Below are 7,005 nucleotides of genomic sequence, written 5' to 3' on the forward strand. Positions count from 1 at the left end.
TCTTTAAGCGTAGGTTAAAACTCACAAAAATGCCCATCTTAACTTTAATTTGTAGTATAGCACATTTACTAAATAGGGTTTGCTGAAAAAGTCTTTTTTAAGGAGTAGGGGAGTAGGGGAGTAGGGAAGTAATTTTTTTGCCCAACGATGCGCCCAAAATACTAACTTTTTGAGCGTTTTAGACTGAAACAGGCGCACTTTTTAAGGGCAAAAAAAAGCTAAAGCTTTGATATATCAAAGCTTTTAGAATTAATCAGCAAGCCCTAATTATGGTTTGCTCAAAAAAGCAGTAGTGTGGGGAGGATGGGGAGGAAGGGCAGGGCAACGCACACAAAACTTAACAATTGAGCAAAAAAGCGATCGCACACTCAAGTGTTCAACTACCATTACCTGATTCAAGAGGAGAGAGAATTCAGAACCAGACTCAGATAATTATTGTTCCATCCAGCTTTTGCATAAACTGACTACTTCAGCAGGCTAAAAACCAGAGCCAAATAGTAATAGAAGACTTAAACGTATCAGGTATGATGTCAAATCACAACCTAGCTAAGGCTGTTGACTACCTACTCTATAACTCCCATTTCTCCTGACTCCGTACGGACGCCCTTATGCAACTTCCCTACCTCCTGACTCCTTCCCCTTACTAAAAGACTTATTCAGCAAGTCCTAATATTTATTGAACTTGCTACAACTCTTGTAGGGACGTTCCATGAGACTTCCCTTCTGCCTTCTACCTTCCTTCCTCAACTTCAATTTGTCGCACTACAGTTAAAGCTGAATAAGATACTCCCGCCGTACCCTCTCCCGGATGAGTCGAATCTCCCACTAACCACAAATCCTGAATCGGAGTTCGATTAGCAATGCCAAAGGGTCCGAAAGTTGTCAGACGCTGACCAACACCACCAACAATACCTTCATCCCGTGCCGTAAATTTGACGAAAGTACGAGGTGTAGCAGCTTCGTGATGAACTATTGTTTCTGGTTTTAAATAAAAATATTCACTCAAACGAGCGATCGCTTCCTCCGTATATTTCTGTTTCAACTCCTGATAATCTTGGCAATGTCGCCAAATCTGAGTATCGGTAAAACTTGAGGCAGTAATTGTCGCTTTACCATTGGGGGCGCGACCGTCTCCCGGATGACTCACTGACACAAATAAAGAATTATTTTCCCCAATAGGTCCGTCATAATCATAGAAAAATTGCAAGTGGGGCGGACAGTTTGCCGGAATAGCGCTTTCATCGACTCCCAAATACACCACAAATGCACCCCAGGGAGACGGGAGTTTATCAACTCGGCGTTTGTAACCAGGTATTGGGTGTGAGGTTTGTGGTTGATTTTCGTCTGCCACTAATTTCACTAAGTTTTGCACCGTGACATTTGCCACAACATGGTCGGCAGTTTCTACCCAAGTTTCCCCTGTTTTCTGATTTCTAATTTTAACAGCATTAGCTTTGCCACTATCTATATATATATGTTCAATAGTATGACCCATAAACAATTTACCTCCGTCTCTTTCTAAAGCTGCAACTAGGCGATCGCTCAAAACCTGCATACTTCCCTCTAGATGGTACAAACCTTGAGGAGCTTGAGAAACAGCTAAAGCAGTCGCAGCGTAAAGTAAAGCTGTTTCCTCGGTACCAACTTGGGAATAAAGTTTCAATTGTAAATCTAGAAAAGTTTTCAATCGTAGATTATCATTTAAGCCATATAACCGCAAAGCATCTGCCACCGTCATTAAAGTAAATGGCACTGTAATTAGAGTATCCGGGCGCACTGCTTTTACTAACTGCCACAGATCCCAAATATTTCGGGGAGGCAAAACTGGGTCGCGCCCTTGAAACTTCCAACTTGCCTCAAACAGTTTTGTCATTAATTGCCAAAAGGGTTCGCTACCGGGAAATTGCCGTTGTCTTTCTTCCTGCCATTTGTCGGGGTCGCGCCAAACGTTGATGGGTTCAGTTTCGCTGGGGAGAAATACGGCGCAGGCAGGGTCGCAATGGGTAGCGTTCGGGATGTCAATTCCCAATTCCGAGAAAATCCGGTGATGGATGCCACCGGTTTCTAAACCTGCCACTTGAGTTGCACCAACATCAAAAGTGAAGTCACGCCGTTTGAAGGTTGAGGCGCAGCCACCGGGAATGATAGCTTGGTCAAATATTTGGACTTCGTAGCCTCGGTGGGCCAGTAAGGCTGCTGTGGTGAGGCCGCCAATACCTGCACCGCATACCACAATTTTTGATTTTTGTATAGTCTTTTTAGAGGACATGGGATAATTATTAACATTTTTTAACTAAATATTAATATAATCCGTTCTTATAGTTAATGGCAAATGGCAAGGAAAAGGGTTTCGGCGACAGCCGAAAACGTAGTTTTATCACGGAGGGGAAGTAGCTTCAAAGTCTTGAGTCTATAGAACCCCTAAGGGGATCTATTTAAAATTATAGATTGAGAGTAGGGGAGTGGGGGAGTAGGGGAGATGAGGTGTATTAGATATCTCCCACTCATCTAATCATCAAATCAATTTTCAATTTTTACCCATAAATTATCAATTATTTCTCCTGAGAACCTATTTTCTGGAGATACGCTTAGGGCTTCTATAAAATCTAACTTGTGACTTTTGTAAAAAATTATAACCACACCAGCGACTATCAGTCAAGGGTAAACTGTTGTACTTCATTTAATCTTCACATTCGTGGGTGTTTTTTTTAAAGATTTCGTGAAATATTGTTGTTGATTTAAAAAAATGCCTGAATTCACTGAGAGAAGTTGATAAATTTAAAGTGGAAAACATATAGCGCTGTGCTCCGGGAACAGGCAACAGGGAACAGGCAACAGGGGGAATAAATTACCGATAATATAAGAGTTATAGCTCTTTTGGCCCTACTACAATTTGTAAATATACCAGCGCTCATTGCTATAAGTAATTATACTGTGGAAAAATCAAGCTATGACTATTTCAAAATTAATCAAGGAACTTTCAATGACTCTCGTCGCAGCAACTCTAGCTCAGGGGATTTCTGTAACTCCCAATCGCGATAAGTGTAAGAAAGGATATACTACCACATTGCAATCACACCAATAGCCGATTATGAAGATTCGGTAAAGTTATCGAAAATTCATTCAAAAGTAATCCGGTTTCTCCGTAGATATGCTAGAAAGGATATATTGCAATATTGCAATCAAAGTAATAGCCGATTATGAAGATTTGGTAAAGTTATCGAAAATTCATTCAAAAGTAATCTGGTTTCTCCGTAGATATGCTAGAAAGGAGATAAGGAACTCAAAAATACTGACGAGAATAACTCATATTTTAGTGATTTATGTCACTAGTTTTAGTGATTTATTTCAGTAATTCAATTGATAAATATTACCCAATACAACCGAAAAATTACGGATAATAACAATATCTAAAAGATCTTACAAAAACAACTTTAAAAAGCAACCAATTAATTATTAAAGTTGTGTCAACCTTAATGATTTTATTTTTTAGGAGAAATCAGGGCATGAATATTTCAAAATTCATCAAAAAAGTTTCAATGACTGTTGCTGGAACAGCTTTTGTTGCCTTTAGTGGAACAACTATAGCTCAAGCAATTTCCATAACTACCAGTAATAATGGGAATCAATTGGTAAATGAAATTCTGGGAAGTGGGATTACAGTTGAACAAGATTCTATCAACTACATAGGTGCAGATGGTGCTTCAGGAATTTTCACAAATGGATTATCATCTGGAATTGGCATCGATCAAGGTATTATTTTGACTACAGGAACAGCAATGGATGCTAAAGGTCCTAATAGTTTAGATCACACAACCACCAAGAATAAACTTCCTGGAGATCCAGATCTAGATGGGTTAATTACAGAATCAAGAACACAGGATGCAACTATTCTAGAATTTGACTTTGAAACTCAAGGGGGTAATGTTTTCTTCGAGTATGTATTTGCCTCGGAGGAATATAACGAATTTGTAAATACTAACTTCAATGATGTCTTCGGTTTCTTCCTAAATGGAAAGAATATTGCCTTAATTCCTGGTACCAATACTCCAGTTGCCATCAATACAGTTAATAACGGTAATCCTGAACCTGGACAAGATCCGACTCCTAGTAACTCAGAATTTTTCAACAACAATGACCCTATTGATGGTGAACCATTGTTTGATATAGAATATGATGGTTTTACTAATGTCTTTACTGCACAAGCATTAGGATTAGAATCTGGTTCTCATTCTATTAAACTAGCGATCGCTGACACGGGCGATCAAGCCTGGGATTCTGCTGTGTTCATTCAAGCCAGAAGTTTTTCGGATAGAGAAACTTCTGAACCGCCTATTGTTGGAGGTATCTTGGGAGAAACTTCAGGTCAAAACCCTGAAGATGTTTCTGAACCGCCTACAGTTGGAGGTATGTTGGGAGAACCTCCAGCTCAAAACACTGAAGATGTTCCTGAACCGCCTACAGTTGGAGGTATGTTGGGAGAACCTCCAGCTCAAAACACTGAAGATGTTCCTGAACCGCCTATTGTTGGAGGTATGTTGGGAGAACCTCCAGCTCAAAACACTGAAGATGTTCCTGAACCGCCTATTGTTGGAGGTATCTTGGGAGAAACTTCAGGTCAAAACACTGAAGATGTTCCTGAACCGCCTATTGTTGGAGGTATGTTGGGAGAACCTCCAGTTGAAAACCCTGAAGATGTTTTTGAAGCGCCTATAGTTGGAGGTATCTTGGGAGAAACTTCAGGTCAAAACACTGAAGATGTTCCTGAACCGCCTATAGTTGGAGGTATGTTGGGAGAACCTCCNTGGAGGTATGTTGGGAGAACCTCCAGTTGAAAACACTGAAGATGTTTTTGAAGCGCCTATAGTTGGAGGTATGTTGGGAGAACCTCCAGCTCAAAACCCTGAAGATGTTCCTGAACCTTCTAAAGTTATAGGTTTGTTAGGAGTTGGTTTTGCAGGTTCATTGCTCAAGAAAAAATCAACCAAGTCTCATAACTAATATCTCTAACAGTGTTAGATAATCCCGGTATGAATTATCAATATTCACCTCTTACACTACTCGTTTCCTAACTTTTATTAGAACTGCTCCCTACTCCTGATACGGAAANTTACTCCCTACTTCCCACTTTTATTAGAACTGCTCCCTACTCCTGACTCGGAAATTTAGAATTACTCCCTACTTCCGAGTTCCAACTATTTTAGCTGCTTTAGTCCATTAGTCCAGTACATTCAATTTGCTAATTGCTAACCGCTTTTTAAAAAACATAAAGTGTAGCTATTTCTATTTTTTGATGATTATTTATTTCTACAAAAATATTTAATCTTGCTGACTGATTAACAACAATGTTATGAAACTTACAGCCCTTTTCAGATTGATAAACCACACCGTCATAACCAGAACCCTGTAAGGGCGAATGGCATTTCCTAAGGTCATGCTCCGCAAACGCCCCTACTTGTGGTCTACTGAAATGAAAACCGCTGTAAAACGAGCATTTTTACTAACTTTAACTCCAGGATATTTCTTGCCATATACTGGAGAGCTTAAACCAAGTTTTCCTTGAATTACTTGACCAGAATAAATTGTATATATTGCCGAAACAGAAATTTGATTATTTGTGGGAATGACTACACCCGCAAGATTAAATTCTTGACCTAGTAATATCTTGTTTGGCACATTATGAATTTTACAGACAGAAAATAAGTGACTATATAAAGATGCAGGTATTAGTTTAAGCAGAAAATTTTCATAAGTCTGAATATTCTTCTGCCCGTAACTGTGAGGAGTTAATAAAATTTTATCGATATTTTCTGGATATTTAGCACCCAAAAATTAAAGAGTAATTTAAAATTATTTGACTGGGAAACTACATCCTCATAGGAAATTAGAAAAGTATAATCTGAGTGAGTATTATGATAAGCATGAAAAGCTGTTTCAAGTTTCATTAATTCAGTTATTGCAAACCTTCTAGTAAATTCTTGCCATAAAAATCTCGACAAGTTTCTAAATTAATCTGATAAATATTCCATGCCATATCTAATTTACCATTAGCTGCTAATTCACAAGCTTCAATAATTTCATTAATCAGGCGATGCTAATTAAATAGATATTTTCTGGCGATAAAATCATCTACAAATTCATTAATCTTATCTAGATTGCCAATAGTCAAAAAACATCGACAGAGGTGAGGATAAGCAGATAAAATTTTTCCCTATCTACTAGCTTTTTGATAATTATCAATAGCTGCTTGATATTTGGATTGACGAAAATATAAATTACCTAAACCGAGATAACCTTCACTAGAATATTCTGACAATTCCTGAAAAATTGACTCCGCTTCTACCAATTTTTCTAACTTCATCAAATAAACCAAAGAATTATCAGGATTTAACTCCATTGCTTGCCGATAATAACTAATAGCTTACTCCCAATTTCCTTGGTCTCTGAAAATTCCAGCTAATCTAATATATAACCAAACAGTATCAGGACTTAACTCTATTCCCTTTTCATAATAATCAATCGCTTCATTAAACTGCTTAATTTCTCAGTAAGTATCCCCAATAAACCCATAAATTAATTCATTTTTTGGAAAAATTTTCAAAGCATTATGATAATAGTCAATTGCCACTTGATGCTGACCATGCTTTCTAAGAAAATCTCCTAAAATTTGATAATTTGTAAGCATTCAGCTCTTAGCAGTCAGCTATCAGCAAAATACAGCTTTTGCAAAGAATCAAGAAACTCTAAAGTTGTTTTATGACCAATTTCCTTTCCTTTCCTTTCATTTCCTTTCCTTTCCTTTCCTTTCCTTTCCTTTCCTTTCCTTCGGAATGCTACGCAAACGGAATGCTACGCAAACGGAATGCTACGCAAACGGAATGCTACGCAAACGGAATGCTACGCAAACGGAATGCTNTACGCAAACGGAATGCTACGCAAACGGAATGCTACGCAAACGGAATGCTACGCAAACGGAATGCTACGCAAACGGAATGCTACGCAAAC

At 38.4% G+C, this 7,005-nt stretch carries 6 protein-coding genes and 2 pseudogenes; 4 read left to right on the forward strand and 4 right to left on the reverse strand.

All coding sequences use genetic code 11. The annotated features are described in order from the left end of the window. Positions 1 to 451: 451 nt before the first annotated feature. Positions 452 to 557 (forward strand): annotated as a pseudogene (locus AFK68_RS45565) (RNA-guided endonuclease TnpB family protein); the annotation flags it as partial. A 173-nt stretch (positions 558 to 730) separates the two neighbouring features. On the opposite strand, the gene crtD reads toward AFK68_RS45565, so the two are convergent. After that, positions 731 to 2,269 carry a C-3',4' desaturase CrtD gene (gene crtD, locus AFK68_RS17270; protein WP_094673844.1) on the reverse strand — a complete coding sequence of 513 codons (1,539 nt, stop codon included), beginning with the start codon at positions 2,267 to 2,269 and terminating at the stop codon, positions 731 to 733. A 681-nt stretch (positions 2,270 to 2,950) separates the two neighbouring features. Here crtD and AFK68_RS43530 point away from each other — a divergent pair. The 3 genes and pseudogenes from AFK68_RS43530 (at position 2,951) to AFK68_RS45570 (ending at position 5,001) form a co-directional block, all read left to right on the forward strand. Beyond that, positions 2,951 to 3,085, forward strand: a complete 135-nt coding sequence (locus AFK68_RS43530) for a hypothetical protein (RefSeq protein WP_256386597.1) — start codon at positions 2,951 to 2,953, stop codon at positions 3,083 to 3,085. Positions 3,086 to 3,506: 421 nt separating this feature from the next. Next, positions 3,507 to 4,412, forward strand: a pseudogene (locus AFK68_RS17275) (choice-of-anchor L domain-containing protein); the annotation flags it as partial. Between the two features lie 463 nt (positions 4,413 to 4,875). Continuing rightward, on the forward strand, positions 4,876 to 5,001 hold the full coding sequence (locus AFK68_RS45570; RefSeq protein ID WP_371357434.1) for a PEP-CTERM sorting domain-containing protein: 126 nt from the start codon (positions 4,876 to 4,878) through the stop codon (positions 4,999 to 5,001). A 450-nt stretch (positions 5,002 to 5,451) separates the two neighbouring features. Here the strand turns inward: AFK68_RS45570 and AFK68_RS17290 are convergent, their stop codons facing one another. The 3 genes from AFK68_RS17290 to AFK68_RS35205 all read right to left on the reverse strand — a co-directional run bounded on the left by AFK68_RS17290 (position 5,452) and on the right by AFK68_RS35205 (position 6,685). After that, positions 5,452 to 5,829, reverse strand: a complete 378-nt coding sequence (locus AFK68_RS17290) for a hypothetical protein (RefSeq protein WP_094673846.1) — start codon at positions 5,827 to 5,829, stop codon at positions 5,452 to 5,454. A gap of 382 nt (positions 5,830 to 6,211) precedes the next feature. Continuing rightward, positions 6,212 to 6,397 (reverse strand): hypothetical protein, encoded by a 186-nt coding sequence (locus tag AFK68_RS17295; protein ID WP_094673847.1) that lies wholly within the window; start codon positions 6,395 to 6,397, stop codon positions 6,212 to 6,214. A 147-nt stretch (positions 6,398 to 6,544) separates the two neighbouring features. Next, complete coding sequence (locus AFK68_RS35205) at positions 6,545 to 6,685, reverse strand: M48 family metallopeptidase (RefSeq protein WP_143437977.1); 141 nt, start codon at positions 6,683 to 6,685, stop codon at positions 6,545 to 6,547. Between the last annotated feature and the right edge of the window lie 320 nt (positions 6,686 to 7,005).

Origin of the sequence: Hydrocoleum sp. CS-953 (assembly GCF_002260545.1) — a bacterium.
GTDB lineage: Bacteria > Cyanobacteriota > Cyanobacteriia > Cyanobacteriales > Microcoleaceae > Trichodesmium.